Annotated in this window: 19 protein-coding genes; 9 read left to right on the plus strand and 10 right to left on the minus strand. The window is 75.1% G+C overall.

Going from position 1 to position 18,688, the window contains the following annotated elements:
• The first annotated feature begins 103 nt into the window (after positions 1 to 103).
• The 4 genes from ACFO3M_RS02610 to ACFO3M_RS02625 are packed head-to-tail and all read left to right on the plus strand — an operon-like array spanning position 104 to position 4,362.
• Entirely contained in the window at positions 104 to 1,657 is a 1,554-nt protein-coding gene (locus tag ACFO3M_RS02610; protein WP_387985971.1) for a mannitol dehydrogenase family protein, read from the plus strand.
• On the plus strand, positions 1,654 to 2,433 hold the full coding sequence (locus ACFO3M_RS02615) for an HAD family hydrolase (RefSeq protein ID WP_387985974.1): 780 nt from the start codon (positions 1,654 to 1,656) through the stop codon (positions 2,431 to 2,433). Before ACFO3M_RS02610 ends, ACFO3M_RS02615 begins: the two co-directional genes overlap by 4 nt.
• Positions 2,430 to 3,557: a CDP-glycerol glycerophosphotransferase family protein gene (locus ACFO3M_RS02620; protein WP_387985977.1), complete on the plus strand. Its 1,128-nt coding sequence runs from the start codon at positions 2,430 to 2,432 to the stop codon at positions 3,555 to 3,557. The genes ACFO3M_RS02615 and ACFO3M_RS02620 overlap by 4 nt, the downstream gene beginning before the upstream one ends.
• Positions 3,544 to 4,362, plus strand: coding sequence for a phosphocholine cytidylyltransferase family protein (locus ACFO3M_RS02625; protein WP_387985980.1), 819 nt, complete (start codon positions 3,544 to 3,546; stop codon positions 4,360 to 4,362). The genes ACFO3M_RS02620 and ACFO3M_RS02625 overlap by 14 nt, the downstream gene beginning before the upstream one ends.
• A 27-nt stretch (positions 4,363 to 4,389) precedes the next feature.
• On the opposite strand, the gene ACFO3M_RS02630 is transcribed toward ACFO3M_RS02625, so the two are convergent.
• From ACFO3M_RS02630 to ACFO3M_RS02650, 5 genes are read right to left on the minus strand one after another with little or no spacing between them, the layout of a single operon-like run.
• Complete coding sequence (locus tag ACFO3M_RS02630; RefSeq protein WP_387985983.1) at positions 4,390 to 5,487, minus strand: hypothetical protein; 1,098 nt, start codon at positions 5,485 to 5,487, stop codon at positions 4,390 to 4,392.
• Positions 5,484 to 6,167, minus strand: coding sequence for an SCO family protein (locus ACFO3M_RS02635; RefSeq protein WP_387985985.1), 684 nt, complete (start codon positions 6,165 to 6,167; stop codon positions 5,484 to 5,486). The genes ACFO3M_RS02630 and ACFO3M_RS02635 overlap by 4 nt, the downstream gene beginning before the upstream one ends.
• Entirely contained in the window at positions 6,164 to 6,898 is a 735-nt protein-coding gene (locus ACFO3M_RS02640) for a YcnI family protein (protein ID WP_387985988.1), read from the minus strand. Before ACFO3M_RS02640 ends, ACFO3M_RS02635 begins: the two co-directional genes overlap by 4 nt.
• A 31-nt stretch (positions 6,899 to 6,929) precedes the next feature.
• Positions 6,930 to 8,735 carry a copper resistance CopC/CopD family protein gene (locus ACFO3M_RS02645; protein ID WP_387985991.1) on the minus strand — a complete coding sequence of 602 codons (1,806 nt, stop codon included), beginning with the start codon at positions 8,733 to 8,735 and terminating at the stop codon, positions 6,930 to 6,932.
• Positions 8,732 to 9,376, minus strand: coding sequence for a zf-HC2 domain-containing protein (locus ACFO3M_RS02650; protein ID WP_387985993.1), 645 nt, complete (start codon positions 9,374 to 9,376; stop codon positions 8,732 to 8,734). The genes ACFO3M_RS02645 and ACFO3M_RS02650 overlap by 4 nt, the downstream gene beginning before the upstream one ends.
• A 68-nt stretch (positions 9,377 to 9,444) precedes the next feature.
• On the opposite strand from ACFO3M_RS02650, the gene ACFO3M_RS02655 reads away from it, so the two are divergent.
• The 4 genes from ACFO3M_RS02655 (at position 9,445) to ACFO3M_RS02670 (ending at position 13,042) form a co-directional block, all read left to right on the plus strand.
• A complete protein-coding gene (locus tag ACFO3M_RS02655) occupies positions 9,445 to 10,002 on the plus strand; it encodes a sigma-70 family RNA polymerase sigma factor (protein WP_387985996.1) in 558 nt (185 codons plus the stop codon).
• A 107-nt stretch (positions 10,003 to 10,109) separates the two neighbouring features.
• Positions 10,110 to 10,727, plus strand: a complete 618-nt coding sequence (locus ACFO3M_RS02660; protein WP_387985999.1) for a DUF47 domain-containing protein — start codon at positions 10,110 to 10,112, stop codon at positions 10,725 to 10,727.
• A 6-nt stretch (positions 10,728 to 10,733) separates the two neighbouring features.
• Positions 10,734 to 11,735: an inorganic phosphate transporter gene (locus ACFO3M_RS02665; protein ID WP_387986002.1), complete on the plus strand. Its 1,002-nt coding sequence runs from the start codon at positions 10,734 to 10,736 to the stop codon at positions 11,733 to 11,735.
• A 302-nt stretch (positions 11,736 to 12,037) separates the two neighbouring features.
• Complete coding sequence (locus ACFO3M_RS02670) at positions 12,038 to 13,042, plus strand: sulfite exporter TauE/SafE family protein (protein ID WP_387986004.1); 1,005 nt, start codon at positions 12,038 to 12,040, stop codon at positions 13,040 to 13,042.
• 57 nt (positions 13,043 to 13,099) lie between these two features.
• On the opposite strand, the gene ACFO3M_RS02675 is transcribed toward ACFO3M_RS02670, so the two are convergent.
• The 5 genes from ACFO3M_RS02675 to ACFO3M_RS02695 all read right to left on the minus strand — a co-directional run bounded on the left by ACFO3M_RS02675 (position 13,100) and on the right by ACFO3M_RS02695 (position 18,062).
• Positions 13,100 to 14,077: an NAD-dependent epimerase/dehydratase family protein gene (locus tag ACFO3M_RS02675; protein ID WP_387986006.1), complete on the minus strand. Its 978-nt coding sequence runs from the start codon at positions 14,075 to 14,077 to the stop codon at positions 13,100 to 13,102.
• A 138-nt stretch (positions 14,078 to 14,215) separates the two neighbouring features.
• Positions 14,216 to 14,767: a DUF5994 family protein gene (locus tag ACFO3M_RS02680; protein ID WP_387986009.1), complete on the minus strand. Its 552-nt coding sequence runs from the start codon at positions 14,765 to 14,767 to the stop codon at positions 14,216 to 14,218.
• Between the two features lie 204 nt (positions 14,768 to 14,971).
• Positions 14,972 to 16,861, minus strand: a complete 1,890-nt coding sequence (typA, locus tag ACFO3M_RS02685; RefSeq protein ID WP_387986011.1) for a translational GTPase TypA — start codon at positions 16,859 to 16,861, stop codon at positions 14,972 to 14,974.
• A 107-nt stretch (positions 16,862 to 16,968) separates the two neighbouring features.
• Positions 16,969 to 17,322 (minus strand): hypothetical protein, encoded by a 354-nt coding sequence (locus ACFO3M_RS02690; RefSeq protein ID WP_387986013.1) that lies wholly within the window; start codon positions 17,320 to 17,322, stop codon positions 16,969 to 16,971.
• A 176-nt stretch (positions 17,323 to 17,498) separates the two neighbouring features.
• Positions 17,499 to 18,062 carry a YceI family protein gene (locus tag ACFO3M_RS02695; RefSeq protein WP_387986016.1) on the minus strand — a complete coding sequence of 188 codons (564 nt, stop codon included), beginning with the start codon at positions 18,060 to 18,062 and terminating at the stop codon, positions 17,499 to 17,501.
• Between the two features lie 90 nt (positions 18,063 to 18,152).
• Here ACFO3M_RS02695 and ACFO3M_RS02700 point away from each other — a divergent pair, with 90 nt between their 5' ends.
• Positions 18,153 to 18,659 carry a MarR family winged helix-turn-helix transcriptional regulator gene (locus ACFO3M_RS02700; protein WP_387986018.1) on the plus strand — a complete coding sequence of 169 codons (507 nt, stop codon included), beginning with the start codon at positions 18,153 to 18,155 and terminating at the stop codon, positions 18,657 to 18,659.
• Positions 18,660 to 18,688 lie beyond the last annotated feature (29 nt).

Here is an 18,688-nt window from a genome sequence, read left to right on the forward strand (position 1 = left end):
TGCACCCGGATCGGCCGGCGTGGTCCCATGATCGTCCCGTGCCGCGCGCGGGGGCGGCCGGTCGTGCGCCGGCCGAGCACCGACAGGAAGGACCGATGCCTCGATGGCACAGCCCGAGCGCTTCCCGCGGCACCTCCCGCGGGCCGGCACGGCCGCGCAGCCGACGGCACTCCCCGTCGGCCGCGTCCGGCCGCTGACCGCGGCGACGCTCGAGCAGCACGGGGCCCGGCTCACCGTCCCCACCTACGACCGGGCGGCGCTGATCCCGTCGGTCGTGCACCTGAGCGTCGGCGGGTTCTCCCGCGCCCACCAGCTCATCTACTTCGACGAGGTCGCCCAGCAGCGGATCTCCGCGGAGTGGGGCGTCGTGGGCGTCGGCCTGCGCGCCCGGCGGCTGCGGGAGGCCCTCGCGCCGCAGGACAACCTCTACACCGTGGTCGAGCGCAGCCCCGACGGCGAGCGCGCCCGGGTGGTCGGCGTCCTCACCGACTACCTGTTCGCCCCCGACGCCCCGGACGCGGTCCTCGACCGGCTCAGCGACCCGCGCACCCGCGTGGTCACCATGACGATCACCGGCGCCGGGTACCTGCTCGACCCCACCACCGGCGTCTTCGCCCCCGACGACGACGTCCGGCACGACCTCGCGCACCCCGGCGCCCCGCGCACCGTCTTCGGCTTCCTCGTCGAGGCCCTCGACCGCCGCCGCCGGGCCGGCACGGCGCCGTTCACCGTCGTCTCCTGCGACAACCTGCACCGCAACGGCGACGCCACCCGCACCGCCGTCACCGGGTTCGCCGCGCTGCGCGACGAGGTCCTCGCCCGGTGGATCACCGACCGCGTCGCCTTCCCCAGCAGCATGGTCGACCGGATCACCCCGCAGACGACGCCCGAGGAGCGCGAGGCGCTCGCCCGCCGGCACGGGATCGACGACCGCTGGCCGGTCGTCACCGAGCCGTTCTCCCAGTGGGTGATCGAGGACTCCTTCTGCAACGGCCGCCCGCCGCTGGACGCGGTCGGCGTCCGGTTCGTCCGCGACGTCACCGACCACGAGCTGATGAAGACCCGGCTGCTCAACGCCAGCCACTCCGCGCTCGGCTACCTCGGCACGCTGGCCGGGCACGAGCGGATCGACGTGCTCATGGGCGACCCGGTGTTCGCCGCGTACGCCGCCCGGCTCATGGACGACGAGGTCACCCCGCTGATCCCCGTGCCGGAGGGCATCGACCTCGACGAGTACAAGGCCACGCTGCTGCAGCGCTTCGCCAACCCGGCCATCGCCGACCGGCTGTCCCGGCTGTGCCGCCGCGGGTCCACCAAGCTGCCGCACCACCTGCTGCCGTCTCTGCGCCAGGCCCTGGCCGAGGACCGCCCGCACGCGCTGCTGACCCTGGCCCTCGCCGGCTGGGTCCGCTACCTGCAGCAGGTCGACGAACACGGCCGGTCGCTGCCGATCGAGGACGACCGCGGGCCGCACCTGCAGGCCCTGGCCCGCGCCGGCGGCGACGACCCGCGCCTGCTGCTGACCGACGAGCCGGTCTTCGGCGACCTCGGCTCGGTCCCCGGGTTCCCCGACGAACTCGCCGACGCCGTGCGCCGGCTCCGGTGCGACGGCGTCCGCGAGACCGTCGCCGCCGCCACCGCCGCGAGCGCCCGGTGAGCGCGCCCCGCACCGGCGGGGCGGCCGCGGTCCTCCCCCGCGACGTCGTCGCGGGCCTGACCGCGCTGCTGTGCGACGCCGACGGCAACCTGTTCCCCTCCGAGGAGCCGGCCTTCGTCGCCTCCGCCGAGGTCACCAACCGCTTCCTCGCCGAGCTCGGCGACGCGCGCCGGTACACCCCGGAGGAGCTGCGCCTGGCCACCACCGGGATGAACTTCCGGACGACGTCGCGCCGGCTGGCCGCCGAGGCCGGCCGCCCCGAGGTCGACGTCGAGCCGTGGGTGGCCGAGGAGAAGCGCGCGGTCACCGCCTACCTGGGCGAGCACCTGCGCCCGCACGGGCCGACGAACGCCGCCCTCACCGCGCTCGCCCCGCACCTGCGACTGGCCGCGGTGAGCTCCAGCGCGCTGGCCCGGCTCGCCGCCTGCTTCACCGCCACGGACCTGGACGCGCTGATCCCGCCGTCGGCCCGGTTCAGCGCCGAGGACTCGCTGCCGGTGCCCACGAGCAAGCCCGACCCGGCGGTGTACCTGTACGCCTGCGAGCGCCTGGGGATCGCCCCCGGGCAGGGCCTCGCCGTGGAGGACTCCGTCCCGGGGGCACTCTCCGCGGTCCGCGCGGGTTGTCCCACGGTGGGGAACCTGCTGTTCGTCCAGCCCGCCGAGCGCGCCGAGCGCGAGGCCGCGCTGTGGGAGGCCGGCGTGCTCGCCGTCGTCTCGTCCTGGCAGGAGCTCGCCGACCTGCTGCTGCCCGTCCTGACCGGAGGTGGTCGATGAGGATCGTCTACACCAGCTTCCGCGGCCTGTTCTCCGACAGCCCGCGCGCCGTCTACGAGGCGCTGGTGGCGCGCGGCGACGACGTCACGCACACGTGGCTGACCGCGCCGGTCGCCGAGTCCGCCTTCCCGGCCGACGTCGAGACCGTCCCGTTCGGCAGCCCGGAGAGCATCGCCGCGCTCGAGGCCGCCGACGTCGTCGTGTCCAACGACCACGTGCCGCTGGACTGGGAGAAGCGCCCGGACGCCTTCTACCTGCAGACCTGGCACGGCACCCCGCTCAAGCGGATCCACAACGACGTCCTCTGGGCGCCGGAGGGCCGGCTGGCCTACCTGGAGCACGACATCGCCCGCTGGGACGCGATGCTCTCCCCCAACCCCTACAGCACCGGCCGGTTCCGCCAGGCCTTCGGCTTCCGCGGGCCGGTGCACGAGACCGGCTACCCCCGCAACGACCTGCTCTCCAGCCCCGAGCGGGACGCGGTGCGCGCGCGGGTGCGGGCCGGGCTCGGGATCGACGACGACGCCCGCGTCGTCCTCTACACGCCCACCTGGCGCGACGACCTGGTCTTCGAGGGCACCGGGGAGCGCGACTTCGACTTCCCGGTCGACCTCGCGGACTTCACCGACCGGCTCGGCAAGGACCACGTGCTGCTGCTGCGGCTGCACAACATGGTCTCCGACCGGCTCGAGTCGATCGACGGGATGCCGGTGCAGGACGTGTCGTCGTATCCGGACATCCGCGACCTGTACCTGGCCGCCGACGTGCTGGTCACCGACTACTCGTCGACGATGTTCGACTTCGCGGTCACCGGGAAGCCGATCCTGCTGTTCCCCTACGACCTCGACGAGTACCGCGACCGGCTGCGCGGCTTCTACGTGGACCTCGAGGAGGTCGCGCCGGGGCCGATCGTGACGACCAGCGGTGAGCTGGTCGACGCGCTCGCCGACCTGGACGCCGTCACCGCGGAGCACGCCGACCGCTACCGGTCCTTCCGCGAGACCTACACCGCCCTGGAGGACGGCAACGCCACCGGGCGCGTCCTCGACCTGTTCTTCCCGCCCGGCGGCCCCGCCGGCGCGGCTGACCCGACCCGAGGAGGGGACGACAGTGCGCATCGCTGACCTCGTGCAGACCCGAGTGCCCGGCCGCAGGACCGGAGCAGTCCGGCCGGCCGCCCGCACGCAGCCCTTCCCGCCGCAGGTGGTCATCCTGGCCGCCGGGATGGGCACCCGGCTGGGGCGCCCGCTGCCCAAGCCGCTGACCCCGCTGGTGGACGGCCGCAGCATCCTGCACCGCCAGCTGGACACGCTCGCGCAGGTCTTCGGCCCCGCCGTCGACGTCACCGCCGTCGTCGGGTTCCAGTGCGAGCTGCTCATGCAGGCCGCGCCCGACCTGCGCTTCGCCTACAACCCGCACTTCGCGCGGACCAACACCTCCAAGAGCCTGCTGCGCGGCCTGCGCACCACCCGCGAGGGCGGCGTGCTGTGGCTCAACGGCGACGTCGTCTTCGACGCCGCCGTGCTGGAGGCAGTGCTGCCCGCGCTGCAGGCCGACGAGAGCTTCGTGTGCGTCGACACCTCCACCGTCGCCGACGAGGAGGTCAAGTACACCCTCGACGGGGAGGGTTACATCGCCGAGCTGTCCAAGACGGTGAAGGGCGGCCTGGGCGAGGCCGTGGGCATCAACTACGTCTCCTCGGCCGACAAGGCCGTGCTGGTCGAGCACCTCGACGGCTGCGGCGACCAGGACTACTTCGAGCGCGGCATGGAGACGGCGATCATCGAGGCCGGCGTGCGCTTCCGGCCGGTGGACATCTCGCGGTGGGCCGCCGTCGAGGTCGACTTCGAGGCCGACCTGGACCGGGCCAACGAGATGCTCTCCGGTGCGCGCCCGCACCTGCACCCGGTGCCGGACGGGACCGCCTAGCCGGAACGGCCCCCGGGCCCCGGCCGGTCAGGCGACCGGCTGGGGCTGCGGGGCGGGGTCCTGCGGGCGGGCCCGCTCCGGGTCGCGGAAGCGCCGGGCGGCGGCCAGCCCGCCGACGACGAGACCGGCACCACCGGCCACGAGCACGGCGACCGCCACCCGGGCCAGCAGCTCCGGGCCGCCGGTGGCGACGTGCGCGCTCCACAGCACGTCGACGTCGGGCAGGCCCTGCACCAGCAGCAGCCAGCCGAGCACGACCGCGCACAGCCCGGCCACGACCCCGCGGCCGCGCCGGGCGGCGACCCGGCCGAGCACCGCCACCAGCGCCGCGGTGACCGCCGGCAGCAGCGCGGACACCACCGCCGCCGCGTGCGAGGACACCGTCACCGGGGGCTCGGGCGTGCTCGCCGCGTGCCAGAGCGCGGCGGCGCCGGCCGGGGCCAGCGCCCAGCCCAGCGGCCGCGGCGACCGGGCCAGCAGGCCGGCGGCCGCGACGGCGGCGGCCAGCGCGAGGTGCAGCCCCCAGGTGAGCGCCGTCGGCGGCGGCGGGCTCCAGGTGAGCACCCCGCGCACGGTCAGCGCGGTGTCGCCGTGCCGCATCGGGACGGTCCAGGCGAACACCGTCTGCGCCTGGTCGGGGTCGGCCGCGACCGCCGGCGGCAGCTGTCCCTCGGTCATCCAGTGCGTGCGGTGGTCGTGCCAGGTGTACTGAGGCTCGGTGGAGACGCGCACCCACTCCGGCTCGGCCCGCGGGTCGGCGTCCGCGGGCAGGGTGACCCGGCCGAAGCGGTCGAGGTTGATGTAGGTGGCCGGGCTGTGCGCGTTGCGCCAGACGCCGTCCGGACCGATCCGCAGGTAGGGCTCGTCGGAGTAGCCCGGCACGGCCACCTCGGTGCCGGTGGTGTTCACCAGCTCCAGGGAGTCCCCGAACTCCAGCACCCGGACGCTCACCCCGGGCACCGGCGGCTGCACCGAGGTGACCCGGCCGTCGAAGTCGCTGCCGGCGACCTCCCCGCCGACGTGCGCCTGCGCCGGCCCGGCGAGGGCCAGCGTGGCCAGCACGCCGACCAGGACGACCAGCAGCCGCGCGCCGGCGGCCCGGCCCCGCTGCACGGCGCCGCTCACGCGCCGTCGGCGACCAGGGCCAGGTCGCCGGCGATGTCCCGCGCGGTGTTGCCGGCGTCGAACGCGACGTGCGCCTGGTCGTCGGCGCCGTAGAGCAGCAGCAGCGAGCTGTGCAGCCGGCCGTCCTCCTCGGCCAGCGGCACGCCGGCCGACAGCTGCGCCTGGTCGATCGCGTCCTGGTCGCCGGTCAGCCCGACGAACTGCGTGGACAGGTCGGCGTCGAACCGGTCCAGGTACTCCCCCAGCACCTGCGGGGTGTCGGTGGCCGGGTCGGTGGTCACGAACACCACCTGCACCTGCTCGGCCAGCGCCGGGTCGGTGTCGCGCAGGGCGAGGGCGACGTCGGCCATCGTCGTCGGGCAGATGTCGGGGCAGTTCGTGTAGCCGAAGAACAGCAGCGTCGGGCGCCCCGCCGTGACGGACGCGAAGTCGTAGGACGCGCCGGTCTGGTCGGTCAGGGTGAACGCGGGCCGCTGGTAGGGGTCGGGCAGGTCGAGGCCGGCGTAGGTGTCGTCGGGCCCCTCCACCGTGGCGAGGGAGCCGCCGGAGTGGTCCCCGTCGGCGTGGGAGTGGCCCTCGGCGGCCGCCGCCTGGTCCCCGTCGTCGGAGCCGCAGGCGGACAGCGCCAGGCCGGCGGCGAGGAGCAGCGCGGCGCTCCGGCCGCGTCCGAAAGCGGTCACGAGGACACGGTACGTCGGCCGGCGCGGTACCCGAGGGCGACGCCCGCGACCCCGACGGCCAGCGCCAGGATGGCGAGGAACAGCGCCAGCCCGGCCGGCGCGTTGCTCACCTCGGCGTCGTGGGCGTGCTCGTCCGTGGCGGCCGCGGTGTCGGTGGCCGCGCCGTCCCCGGACGAGGCGGCGGTCAGCGTCAGGGTCGGCGCCGGGTTCGCCGGCTCCTCCTGGCCCTCGACGGTCGGCTCGATCCACGCCGACTCGGTGCCGTCGCTGTAGGTCTGCACCGTGGGGAACGACAGCGTGTCGGCGTCCGGGAACGGGCCGCCGGACAGCGAGAACTCCTGGAACTGGCCGGGCGCGATCCCGCCGCCGGCGTCGGCGCGGAACTCGACCACCGACACGTAGCTGGTGATCTCCGTCCCGTGGTCGTCGGCCGGCGAGGAGAGCTCGGCGGAGGTCGTGACGACCGACCAGCCCGGCACCGGCATCGTCCGCAGCGAGGCCAGCGCCTCGTCCTCCGGGATCGAGATGCGCACCGAGACGGTGCTCGCGGTGTCGCTCTCGTTGGGCACCCGGAAGGTCAGCTTCCCGTAGCCGCCGGCGGCGGCGTCGGCCGACGAGACCGTCACGTGCGCCGACGCGGTGGCGGCGACCACGACGGACGCGACCAGGGCGGTCAGCACGGCGGCCAGGACGACACCGGCACGGGCCAGCGGTCGCAGGATGAGGGACACGGTTCTCCTTCTGTCGATCCGGGGAGGGGTCTCAGCGCACCGGGAACTCGGTGCTCGCGGTGGTGGCGGTGAACTCGCCGAGCCGGACGCTGACGGCGACGGTCCAGGTGCCGGCGCCCGGGATCGACATCCCGTCGGCCACCCAGTGGCCGGGGCCGGCGGGCTCGAGGTCGACGTCGAGCGGGCCGATCTCCTGCTCGGGCTCGGTGAGCGTCACGCGCAGGTCGGCCGGCTGGGCCAGCCGGCCGTCGTCGTCGAACAGGTAGAGGTGCAGCGTGTTGGCGCCCGGACGGGCCGGGTCGATCGACAGCTGGACGCTGCCGGACTCCCCCGCCGACGACTGCAGCGGCAGGGTGACGTCGACCGGCTGGGCGGCCGTCGCGCGGGCCGGCGGGGTGCCCACCAGCATCGCGGACAGCACCAGCACGGCGGCGGCGACGGCGGCCTCGACCAGGACCGTGCGGCGCAGCGGCGCGACGTCCTCGACGGCGCCGCGGGCCTGCACCGCGGCGCGGGCGCGGGCGGCCTCGGCGACGGCCGGCTCCTCGGCGCCGGCGCCGGTGGCGGCGACGGCGTGCGCGGTCACCCGGCGGCGGCAGCCCGGCCGCGGGCGGGTGAGGCCGAGGTGCTGCTGCACCCACACCCGCGAGACGCCGGCGGCGGCCAGCAGCAGCAGGACCAGCGCGAGCTTGGCCAGCAGGATCCAGCCGTAGGTGGTGGAGACCAGCGCGGCCGGCGAGCCGACCTCGCGCACCGACTGGACGACGCCGGTGACCACCAGCGCGGCCACCGAGCCGGAGGCGATCCGCGACCAGCGCGGCAGCGCCGCGGCCAGCTCCCCGGCCTCGACGCCGGGCCGCACCAGGCCGGCCAGCAGCGCGGCCAGCCCGCCCAGCCACAGGGCCATGGCCGCGACGTGCACCGCGGTGACGGCGGTGGCGAGCACCGGGACGCTGCCGGCCACCGGGTGCCCGACCGCCGCGGTGGTGAGGACGACGCCGGCGCCGAGGACGGCCACGCCCACCGTCTCCGGCGGCTGCGGCGCGGCCGCGCGGCGCCACAGCGGCACCAGCAGCGCGGCGAGCAGCAGCGCGAGCGCGCCGCGGCCGAGCGTGGTCAGTCCGTAGGCCGAGGAGCCGGTGGTGGACAGCAGCGCCGGGTCGAGCAGCGACCCGAGCCCCACCCCGCCCGCGTACGGGCCCTGCAGCAGGAAGGTGAGCACCGCGGCCCCGGCGACCGTCGCCAGCCCGGCCGTGGTCAGCCGCCGCATCCGCCGCGAGGCCCAGCCGGCCGGCCAGCACAGCAGCAGGAACGCCGGGACGCCCAGGCCCACGGCCTCCCCGGCGAACCCGAGGGCGCGCGCGGCCGGCAGCGCGGTGGCGACGAACGGGTCGGCGTCGGGGTCGGTGGCGACCGCCCCGGCGTCGGCGAGCTCGCCGTCGCCGACGACGAAGGCGTAGGCCCCGCTGACCGGGTGCGAGTCCGCGGAGATCACCCGGTAGGTGACGACGTAGCTGGCGTCGGGCAGGTCGCCGCGCAGCGGGACGGTGACAGTGTCGTCCTGCACCGACGCGGCGCCGGTGTCCACGCGCTCGCCGTCGTCGCCGAGGACGCGGGCGTAGCCGGCCCCGAGGGACACGCCCTCGGTGAAGCGCAGGGTGACCTGGCCGGGCGCCGCGTCGAGGCGGGCACCCTCCCCCGGGTCGGTGGAGACCAGCTCGGCGTGCGCGGCGGCGGGGCCGGCGGTGGCCACGCCGAGGCCGAGCCAGCCGGCGAGCAGCACGAGCAGCAGCAGGGCCGGCCGCGGCGAGCGGCGTGCCGGGACGGCGGTGCTCACGCGACCACCCGCCGGGCCGCCGCGGGCGCGGCCGCCCGTCGCGGCCGCTGCCGCCAGGCGACCACGGCGATGAGCACGACGCCGGCGAGCAGCAGCAGGTGCGCGGCGGCGCGGTCGGCGTGCACGTGCCCGGCCTGCAGGTCGCGCACCGTGGTGACGGTCAGCAGGACGGTGAAGGTGGCGAGGAACGGCAGCGCACCCGCGGCCAGCCGGGGCGCGGCGGCGACGGCGAGGAAGGCGGCCGCGACGGCGAGGTTCCACGCGCCGGTCTCGTGCGCCACGTGCACCGGCGCGCTCATCGCCGCGGTGCCGCCGGACAGCGCCGGCCACGCCAGGCCGGCCTGCGCCACGCCCACGGCCAGCAGGTCCAGCCGCAGCGCCGACCGCACCAGCCGGGCGCGCGCGGCGGCCGCGGTGCCGAACAGCTGCCGCGCCACCTCGCCCACGACGGCGGCGGTGAGGTCGGGCACCGGTGGCGCGGGGGCCAGCCGCGCCCGGCGGGTCACCGCCTCCGCTGCGTCGGCCCACCCGGCGCACGCGGGGCACGCGGCGAGGTGGCGGTCGAGGTCGGCGGCGGGCACGCCGAGCGGCTCGCCGTCGAGTCGCGCGGAGACCGCCTCGCGGAAGGGGGCACACTGCATGTCGTCGTAGTCGTCACGGAGGGCCCGTCCGGTTCCCGGGACCGGCCCGGATGTGACGGAGGGAACACGTGGACGAGCTCGAGCGGGTCGCGGCGGCCGCCGTCGACGGCGACCCCCTCGCCGCGGCCACCCTCGTGCGGTCCACCCAGTCCGACGTCTGGCGGCTGTGCGCCGCGCTCGGCGACCGGGACTCCGCCGACGACCTGACCCAGGAGACCTACGCCCGCGCCTTCGCCACGCTGCACCGCTTCGAGGGCCGCTCCTCGCTGCGGACGTGGCTGCTGGCGATCGCCCGGCGGGTCTGCGCCGACGCCGTCCGCTCGCGGCGCCGCCGTCGGCTGACCCTGGTCCGCGACGACACCGACCTGGAGGCCCTCGGCCGCGGCGACGACGCCGACCGGGTGGGCGAGGGCGCCGCCGTCACCGACCTGCTGGCCCGGCTGGACCCCGACCGCCGGGAGGCCTTCGCGCTGACCCAGCTGCTCGGGCTCTCCTACGCCGAGGCCGCCGAGGTGGCCGGTTGCCCGGTGGGCACGATCCGCTCGCGGGTCGCCCGGGCCCGCGCCGACCTGGTCGAGGCGCTCGGCGGGGGCGCGCTGGAGGGGCCGGACGCGGCCCGCGGGTGAACCTGCGCTGAACCGCGCGTGAACGGGTACCTATGCTGCCCGACGGCCGTGCGACCGCTCATCCGCGGCGGGCGCCCTCCCGAACCCCGCCGATCCGGAGCCCCTTCGTGCCCTTCAGCCTGACCCCCAAGGACCAGAGCTTCTACACCCTGTTCAGCGACTCCGCGCAGAACCTGGTGGCGGCCACCGACGTCCTGGGCGAGTTCATCCACGACCACGCCCGCCGCAGGGAGCTCGCCGACCGGCTGCGTGACCTCGAGCACGCCGGTGACCAGTCGACGCACGCGATCTTCCGGCAGCTGAACTCCAGCTTCGTGACGCCGTTCGACCGCGAGGACATCTACAGCCTGGCCAGCCACCTCGACGACGTCATGGACTACGTGGAGGCCGCCGCCGACCTCGTCGTCCTCACCGGGCTGGGCACCCTGCCGGCGGAGATGAGCCAGCAGACGGCGCTGCTGCAGCGCGCCGCGGAGACCACCGCCGAGGCGATGCCGCGGCTGCAGACGATGAAGGGCCTCCCCGACTACTGGATCGAGGTCAACCGCATCGAGAACGAGGCCGACAAGCTGTACCGGCGGCTGCTGTCCCGGCTCTACAGCGGCGAGTTCGAGGCGCTGGAGGTCCTCCGGCTCAAGGAGGTGGCCGACCAGCTCGAGGAGGCCGCCGACGCGTTCGAGAAGGTGGCCAACGTCGTCGAGTCCATCGCGGTCAAGGAGTCCTGAGCGTCGATGGACGCGGCCTTCGTCGCGCTGGTCGTCATCGTCGTCGTCGCCCTGGCGTTCGACTACACCAACGGGTTCCACGACGCCGCCAACGCCATCGCCGTCGCCGTCTCCACCAAGGCGCTGACGCCGCGGGTGGCGCTGGCGCTGGCGGCGGTGATGAACCTGGTCGGCGCCCTGCTGTCCACCGAGGTCGCCAAGACCGTCGGCGCCGGGATCATCGAGGCACCGACCGGGACCGGCGGGCTGGAGATCGTCTTCGCCGCGCTGGTCGGCGCGATCGTGTGGAACCTCGTCACCTGGTACTTCGGGTTGCCCTCGTCGTCCTCGCACGCGCTGATCGGCGGCCTGGTGGGCGCCGCGATCGCCGCGGCCCACGACGTCCAGTGGCTGGGCGTCGTCGACAAGGTCGTCATCCCGATGGTCGTGTCGCCGCTGGTCGGCTTCGGCCTCGGCTACCTGTTCATGCTCGCCATCCTGTGGACCTTCCGGCGGGCCAACGTCACCCGCGCCAACCGCGGCTTCCGCTACGCGCAGATCGTCAGCTCCGCCACCATGGCCCTCGGCCACGGCCTGCAGGACGCCCAGAAGACGATGGGGATCATCACGCTGGCGCTGTTCACCGCCGGCGAGATCGACGACTTCGAGGTGCCGCTGTGGGTCGTGCTCGCCGCGGCACTCGCCATCAGCGCGGGCACCTACGCGGGCGGCTTCCGCATCATGCGCACCCTGGGCCGGCGGATCATCCAGCTCACCCCGGCCGGCGGCTTCGCCGCCCAGACCGTGGCCTCCGGCGTCATGGTGACGACGGCGACGGTCTTCGCCGTGCCGGTCTCGACCACGCACATCACGACGACGTCGATCATGGGCGTCGGGTCGACGCGGCGGCTGTCGGCGGTCCGCTGGGGCGTGGCCGGCAACATCGTCGTCGCGTGGATCGTCACCCTGCCGGCCGCCGGGGCGGTGGCCGCGCTGGCGTACCTCCTCACCGGCCTCGTCGTCGGCTGACGCCGCCGCTCCCCTGATCGAAGGGTCACCCCGCGGGGCGCTCGCGGGGTGACCTCCGTCTCGCCGACCCCCCGCTGGCATATCCCGATCGATCTGGTAGACATAGACCCCGTGGCAGCGACGGCGGTGCTCCTGGTGGGGCGGATCCACGTCGACCTGCTGCGCGTCTGCACGGCCACCTGTCCGGGCCGCTGACGCCCGCGCCCTGCGGGGCGCCCCTCCCCCTCGCACGACCCGCGCCGAGTCGCGCCCTGACGCGCGCCCGCGGCCCGCCTCCCAGCCGGACAGGAGCCCCCACCCCCGTGAAGACCCTCATCGTGCTCGCCCTCGCCGGGCTGGGCGCCCAGCTCGTCGACGGCAGCCTGGGCATGGCCTACGGCGTCACCTCGACGACGTTGCTGCTGGCCTTCGGCACCAACCCCGCCGCCGCCTCGGCGACCGTGCACTTCGCCGAGATCGGCACCAGCCTGATGTCGGGCGTCGCCCACTGGAAGTTCGGCAACGTCGACTGGAAGGTCGTGGCCAAGGTCGGCGTCCCCGGCGCCGTCGGTGCCTTCGCCGGCGCACACGTCCTCTCCAGCCTCTCCACCGAGGTCGCCGCCCCGGTGATGTCGCTCATCCTGCTGGCGCTCGGCGTCTACCTGCTCGTCCGCTTCACCCTGCGGGGCGTCGACCGCCGCAACATCGGCAGGCCGGTGCGCAAGCGCTTCCTGGCCCCGCTCGGCCTGGTGGCCGGCTTCGTCGACGCCACCGGCGGCGGCGGCTGGGGCCCGGTCGGGACGCCGGCGCTACTCGCCAGCGGCCGCATGGAGCCGCGGAAGGTCATCGGCTCGATCGACACCTCCGAGTTCCTCGTCGCGCTGGCCGCCAGCCTGGGCTTCCTCCTCGCACTCGGGTCGCAGGGCATCGACTTCGTGTGGGCCCTGGGCCTGCTCGCCGGCGGCCTGGTGGCCGCGCCGATCGCCGCGTGGCTGGTGCGTCACGTGCCGCCGCGGCTGCTCGGCTCCCTGGTCGGCGGCATGATCGTCCTGACCAACACCCGCACGCTGCTGCGCAGCGACTGGATCGACGCCTCCGACCCGGTCCGCTACTCGGTCTACGCGGTCATCTACCTGGTCTGGGCCGCCGCCGTCGCGCACTCCTTCCTCCAGTACCGCAAGGACCGCGCGCAGGAGTCGGCCGACGCCCTCGCCGCCGAGGCCGCCCGCCTGGCCGAGGACGAGCACCTGCACTCCCCGGACGCGGCGGACGTCGCGGACCTCGAGCGCAGCCTCCGCGCCGGCCGCCCCGCCGACCCGCGGGACTAGGCAACGCCGTGCAGGAGGCCCCGTCCGGCAACCGCCGGGCGGGGGCCTCCCGTCGTCTCAGCGGCCGGCCAGCAGCGTCGCCTCGAGCTCCCCGGGGAGGCCGGGCTCGGGCAGGCCGTGCGGCGTGGGCAGCCGCTCGGGGTCCTGCCGCAGCCAGGCCCAGGTGTCGGCGACGGTGTCGCGGACCGGCCGGCTGGGCAGCCCCAGCGCCCGCGCGCGGGCCGTGTCGACGTCCCACGCCGTCGCCGCCGTCTCCCGGGGCAGCCAGAACGGCAGGTGCAGCCAGGGCTCCACGCCGGCGGCCAGCAGGTCCTCCTCCGGCACCGGGACGAGCTCCGCGTCGCTGCCGGTGACCTCCCGGCACGTCTCCAGCAGCCCGCCCAGGGTCGTCATCCCGGCCGGGCCGGTGGCGTTGACGGGACCGGCCTGCCCGCGCGCGGCCATCTCGACCAGCCAGCCGGCCAGGTCGCGGACGTCGACCAGCGCGATCGGCTGCTCCAGCGCGTCGGGGACGACGACGCGGCCGCCGCGGGCGATCCGCTGCAGCCACCACGGCAGCCGGCGGACGTTGTCGTGCGGACCGAGGATCAGGCCCGCGCGGGCGGTGAGGAACCGCCCGGGCAGCGCCGCGCCCAGCACCCGTTCCGCGTACGCCTTGTTCGGGCCGTAGTCGTCGTCGGGGGTGTCCCAGGTGGGGCCGTCCTCGCCGCGGACCGGGCCCGGCGGCCAGGTCGAGTAGGCGTTGAGGCTGCTGACGAACGCGTACGCCCGCACGCCGGCCAGGGCGGCCGCGGCGTGGTCGGCGGCCGGGCGGGTCTGGCAGGAGGTGTCGACGACGACCTCCGGCGTCCAGCCGTCCAGGGCGCGCGGGAGGGCGGCGGGGTCGTCGCGGTCGCCGCGCAGCGGGCGGACGCCGTCGGGCGGCGCGCCGGTGACGCCGCGGCTGAACGCGGCGACCTCGTGGCCGCGGTCGAGGGCCGCCGTCGCCACGTGCCGGCCGAGGAAGTGGGTGCCGCCGAGGACGAGGAGTCGCACGGGCCCACCCCAGCGGAGCCGCTCCCCCGCCGTCCACCCGGTTCGCGGACGGCGCAAGGACCCGGGCGTCCTCGACTCGGACGGCCCCGTCCCGGGTCCCGCCCCGAGCGTGCGGAGGGCGGGGAGGACGGGGCCCTCCTAGACCGCCCGGGTGACCACCGGGAGGTCGGGCACCTGCGGCAGCGGCTGGGAGCGGGCCGCGGCGAGCACCATCTGCGGCGACCGCGGCAGGCCCCGCCGGGTGCACAGCCGCAGCGCGCGCACGCCGGTGATGACGTCGGTCTCCGGCGGGACGACCAGCAGGTCCGCGCGCCGGTTGCCGCCGGCCCAGCTCAGGCACACGACGCCGGGGTCCATGCTGCGGAACCCGCCGGTGCGCACCACCCGGCCGTCGACGACGACCTTGCGCGGCGCCGGCAGCCACGAGTCCAGCGCGTAGGTGAACCGCTCGACCCGCACGCCGCGGCGGTCGAGCGCGGCGATCAGCTCGGGCACCTCGACGGCGAGGTCGCGACCGCGCGGGAACCAGGCCCCGTCGAAGGCGTTCTCCCCCGACCCGGCGTCGGCCCGCAGGCTCACGCGGACGTCGATGCCGCCACGGAAGCCCCCCGTGGTCCCCGTCGCCTCCGTCGTCGTCATCAGCAGTCCCGCCTCCCGCTCAGCGTGCTGCAGGCCCGCGTCCGGGCCCACCGGGCGACGGTAGGTCGGCGCGCCGCGGGATCCCCGCGCGCCGCGGCCGGGCCTGTCGCGCCCGGACGGCCGGTCATCACCGCCGGTCACGATCCGGTGACGGCAGCCCGCGGGCACTTCCGCGCAGACGCGCAGGAGCCCCCGTCCGGCGGACCGGACGGGGGCTCGGCGAGGCGTGCACCCCCGCGGGAGTGCACGGGTGGCTCACGCCTTGGGCTTGCGGTTCTTCGCCTTGCCGCGCTCGTTCTGGTCGAGGATGACCTTCCGCACGCGGACGGCGGCCGGCGTCACCTCGACGCACTCGTCCTCGGCACAGAACTCCAGCGCCTGCTCGAGGTTGAGGACCTTCGGCGGCACCAGGCGCTCGAGCTCCTCCGCGGTCGAGGACCGCATGTTGGTGAGCTTCTTCTCCTTGGTGATGTTGACGTCCATGTCGTCGGGCCGGGAGTTCTCCCCGACGATCATGCCCTCGTACACCTCGGTGCCCGGGGTGACCATCATCTGGCCGCGCTCCTGCAGCGAGAACATCGCGTACGACGTCGCCACGCCCTGCCGGTCGGCCACCAGCGAGCCGGTCGGGCGGGCGCGCATGTCACCCATCCACGGCTCGTAGCCCTCGAGGTTGTGGTTGAGGACGCCGGTGCCGCGGGTCTCGGTGAGGAACTCGGTGCGGAACCCGATGAGGCCGCGCGAGGGGACGACGTACTCCATCCGCGCCCAGCCGGTGTCGTGGTGCACCAGGTTCTCCATGCGCCCGCGACGGGAGGCCAGCGCCTGGGTCAGCGTCCCGACGTACTCGCCCGGGGTGTCGATGGTGACCCGCTCGACCGGCTCGTGGAGTTTGCCGTCGATCTCCTTGGTGACCACCTGCGGGCGGCCGACGGTGAGCTCGAACTCCTCGCGGCGCAGCTGCTCGACGAGGATGGCCAGCGCCAGCTCGCCGCGGCCCTGCATCTCCCAGGTGTCGGGGCGCTCGGTGGGCAGCATGCGCACCGAGACGTTGCCGACCAGCTCCTGGTCGAGGCGGTTCTTGATCAGCCGGGCGGTGAGCTTCTTGCCGCTCCTGCCCGAGATCGGCGAGGTGTTGATGCCGATGGTGATCGAGATCGACGGCTCGTCGACGGTGAGGGGCGGCAGCGGCCGCGGGTCGTTCGGGTCGGCGAGGGTGTCGCCGATCATGACGTCCTCGATGCCGGCGATGGCGACGAGGTCGCCGGGGCCGGCGCTGTCGGCCGGGGTGCGGGTGAGGCCCTCGGTGACCAGCAGCTCGGTGATCTTGACGTTCTTGACACTGCCGTCGGTGCGGCACCAGGCGACGGTCTGGCCGTTCTTCATCGTGCCGGAGTGGATGCGCAGCAGCGCCAGCCGGCCGAGGTAGGGCGAGGCGTCGAGGTTGGTGACCTGCGCGCGCAGCGGCTCCTCGGCGTCGTAGGTCGGCGCCGGGATGGTCTCCAGCAGCGTCGTGACCAGCGGCGCGAGGTCGGGGCTGTCGGGGCTGGTGCCGTCGGCGGGCCGGGTGAGCGACGCCCGCCCCTCCTTGCCGTTGCAGTAGACGATCGGGAACTCGAGGGCGTCGGTGTCCAGGCCGTTGTCCTCGAGCAGCTCCATGAACAGCTCGTAGGTCTCGTCGACGACCTCGGCGATGCGCGCGTCGGACCGGTCGGTCTTGTTGACCACCAGGATCACCGGCATCCCCTTGCCGAGCGCCTTGCGGAGCACGAAGCGGGTCTGCGGCAGCGGGCCCTCGGAGGAGTCCACGAGCAGCACGACGCCGTCGACCATCGACAGGCCGCGCTCGACCTCGCCGCCGAAGTCGGCGTGGCCGGGGGTGTCGACGATGTTCACCGTCACCGGGTTGCCGTTCTCGTCGGCCAGGCGGATGGCGGTGTTCTTGGCCAGGATGGTGATGCCGCGCTCGCGCTCGAGGTCCATCGAGTCCATGACGCGGTCCTGCGTCGTGTCGGCGTCGGTCCCCTCGCCCTTGGCGCGGCCGAGCGCACCGGCCTGGCGGAGGAGGGCGTCGACCAGGGTGGTCTTGCCGTGGTCGACGTGGGCGATGATCGCCACGTTGCGCAGGTCGTCGCGGGTGGGCATGCGGAAGGGCACCTCGGGGAGAGTCAGGGGGATCCCGCGGCGGCAGCGCTCGCGGTGCTCCGTACAACGGCCGCCGGGGTCGCGACCTTCCCACCCAGCTTAGGGGCTCAGCGCCCGGGGACCTCCGCCTGCGGCCGGTCCGCCACCGCGTACGTCACCCCTGCGGCGGCGATCGTGACCAGACTCACCGCCAGCCAGGCCGGCAACCCGGCGCCGAGGGCCAGCACGTGCGCCAGGACGAACGCGCCGACGTAGAGCGCGCCGAGCCCGAGGGCGACCGCCACGCCGCGGCGCTGCACCCACAGCCAGGCCGCGCCGAGCCCGCCGGCGAGGAACACCGCCCCGCCCAGTGCCCGGACGCCGGTGCCCTGCGCGACGCCGAATCCGGCCGCCAGCCCGACGGCGACGAGGACGGCGGAGGACAGCCGGGTGCGGGCGCGGGTCAGCACGGACGTCGTCATGCCCCCAGTGTCCCCGGAGGGGCACCGCACGATCAGGTGGGCTGATCGTGCGGCGTCCTGGCCGACCGTGGGAGGTGAGCCAGGACGCGCGGAGGTGAGCCAGGACGCGCGGAGGTGGGTCCGGACGCGCGAGGGCCCCGGACGCGCGCTGCGCGTCCGGGGCCCTCGGGAGCGGATCAGGCGGTGCGGAGCACGGCCTCGATCTCGAGCTCGACGTCGATCTTGTCGCCGACGACGACGCCGCCGCCGTCCATCGGCATGTCGATGTCGACGCCGAAGGCCTTGCGGGAGATGGAGGTCTTGGCGCTGAAGCCGGCGCGGTAGCCGCCGTAGGCGTCGGGACCGAAGCCGTTGAGCTCGAGGGCCAGCGTGACCGGCTTGGTGATGCCCTTGATGGTCAGGTCGCCCTGGACGGTCCAGTCCTCGCCGTCGGCGACGACGCCGGTCGAGCGGAAGGTCATGACGGTGTGGTTGCCCACGTCGAAGAAGTCGGCGGAGCGGATGTGCGCGTCGCGCTGCTCCTGGCGGGTGTCGATCGAGTCCATGTCGATGGTGGCGGTCACCGAGGAGGCGGCCGGGTCCTCGGCGGTGACGATCTCGCCGGAGAACTCCGTGAAGTAGCCGCGGACCTTGCTCACCATCATGTGGCGGACGGAGAAGCCGACGGTGGAGTGGGTGGCGTCGATGTCCCAGGTGCCGGCGACGTAGCCGGGGATCTGGACGGCGGTGGTGCTGGTCATGGGAGGGACCTCTCGGTGGTTGAGCGTTTGAGCTTCCGCGGTCCACAGCGTAGTTGAGCGCTTGACTATTCCGCCAGTACCCTGAGGGACATGACGACGCAGGTGTCACCCGGAGCGGGGGCTGCCGCCGGCCCGCCCGCCGGGGAGCCACGCTGGCTCGACGCCGAGGAGCAGAAGGCCTGGCGGGCCTGGCTCTACAGCACCCAGCTGCTCAACGACCGGCTCGACCGCGAGCTCACGCGGGCCACCGGCATCCCGCACACCTACTACGAGATCCTCGTGCAGCTGTCGGAGACGCCCGGCCGGCAGATGCGGATGAGCGAGCTGGCCGACCGCTGCCTGTCCTCCCGCAGCCGGCTGTCGCACGCGGTGTCCCGGCTCGAGGAGCGCGGCTGGGTGCGCCGTCAGGTCTGCGCCGAGGACGGGCGCGGGCTGCTCGCCGTCCTCACCGACGAGGGCTTCGCCGCCCTGGAGGGCGCCGCGCCGATCCACGTCGAGGGCGTGCGCACCCACCTGTTCGACCAGCTCACCCCCGAGCAGGTCGCGGCGATGCGGGACATCGGCGAGACGCTGCTGCGCCACCTGAACGAGGACTGAGCACCTCCGCCCCCGGTCCGACGGGCGGG

Origin of the sequence: Geodermatophilus arenarius, from assembly GCF_042654585.1 — a bacterium.
Taxonomy (GTDB): Bacteria; Actinomycetota; Actinomycetes; order Mycobacteriales; family Geodermatophilaceae; genus Geodermatophilus; species Geodermatophilus arenarius.